This is a genomic window from Agrococcus sp. Ld7, assembly GCF_045064095.1.
GTDB lineage: Bacteria > Actinomycetota > Actinomycetes > Actinomycetales > Microbacteriaceae > Agrococcus.
The window spans coordinates 1-1505 of the sequence record NZ_JBISGY010000018.1 but is presented as its reverse complement, the minus strand read 5'-3'; the positions used below and the strand labels follow the sequence as shown (position 1 = coordinate 1505).

The 1505-nt window shown below is 67.5% G+C and carries 1 protein-coding gene; it reads right to left on the bottom strand.

All coding sequences use genetic code 11. The annotated features are described in order from the left end of the window. Window positions 1-21: 21 nt before the first annotated feature. Window positions 22-1260, bottom strand: coding sequence for an IS110 family transposase (locus ACJJVL_RS03450; protein ID WP_405216919.1), 1239 nt, complete (start codon window positions 1258-1260; stop codon window positions 22-24). Window positions 1261-1505 lie beyond the last annotated feature (245 nt).

Here is a 1505-nt window from a genome sequence, read left to right as displayed (position 1 = left end):
CTCCTAGGAAAGTGACGTGAGCTATGCGGCTGCTGGTGTGAGGTCGACGTCGTAGCCGAGGCCGCGCAGGCTGCGGAGCGCGCGTCGTTTGATCTGGTCGGGGTTGCGGTGGTCGTAGTAGTCGACGCCGAGCTCGTGCCAGGCCTCGCCAGTGGTGAGCATCTTCCAGGCGGCGACGAGGATGGTGTGCTCGATCGCGACGAGCGCGATGAGCGAGCGCTTGCGATTGCGGGCCTGGATGCGTCGGTATTTGGCGGCCAGGTAGGTGTGCTTCGACCGTGTGGCGGACATCGCTGCGATGCCGAGCGCGCCCTTCAGATAGCGGTTCCCGGGCCGTGTCCTGGTGCTCTTGACACGGCCGGCGGACTCGTTCTGGCCCGGACAGAGGCCCGCCCACGAGGCCAGATGCCCGGGGGTCGGGAACGCGTCCATCGTGCCGCCGGTCTCAGCGATGATCACGGCCGCGACGATCATCGAGATCCCGGGAATCGTGGTCAGCAGCTCCCGGGCGTCGCGAAAGGGTTCGATCACCTGATCGATCCGCGCGTCCAGGACGCCGATGCTGCGGTCGAGGTCATCGATGCGGTCCAGCCGCAGCCGCGCCATGAACGCGTGGTGCTCGGTGAAGCGGCCCGTGAGCGCGTCCAGCAGGCCCGGCATGTCTTCGCGCATCTGCCGGGTCGCGAACTCGGCCAGCACGGCCGGATCATGAGCGCCGGCGATGAGCGCTTCCAGGATCGTCCGGGAGGACTTCGTCGTCAGCGAGGACGCTTTGCTGGAGAGCTTGATGCCGGTGTCTTCGAGCATCCGCTCCAGCCGGGAGAACTCCCGCACTTGCTCCTGCGCCAGCGCGGAGCGGGCGCGGGTGAGGTCTCGCAGCTGCCGGATCGGTTCCTCGGGCACGAACGAGGCCCGCAGCAGCCCGTACGCGGCCAGCTTCGCCAGCCATGCCGCGTCCGACACGTCCGTCTTCCGGCCCGGGATGTTCCTGGCCTGCTTCGCGTTCACCAGCTCCACGGACAGCGTCTCGGCCAGCGGGAAGAAGAACGGCTTCCAGTAGTCGCCGGTCGCTTCCATCACCACCAGCGACACCTGCGCCTGTTCGAGGTCGCGCCGCAGCCGCAGGACCTCGCCGCTGGTCGCCCCGTAGGTGGTGATCGTCTGCTTGAACCTGCCGCCCGTCGATGGCGTGCGCAGGCATACCTTCGCGTCCGCCTTCGAGATATCCATTCCCGCGCAGCACTGATGCAGCACGTCCATTCCCTCTGCCGCGTCCATGGTCTCCTCCGACCCCAGATCCTCCGGCGCCGACGGCTGTCGACGTCACGCGCTGCGGGGAGGGAAAGGTAGATCAGGAATCTCCTAGGCGGGCTCGAAGCACCAATCCACGGTCCCCGTGGAAGCCCTCCACGCCAAGCTCGTGAACAGGCTCACAAGCACTAAGACCGACCGGCGTCGACCGCAGCACACCCAGCATGGCCCGCCACCAGACCCAGCCATAGCCC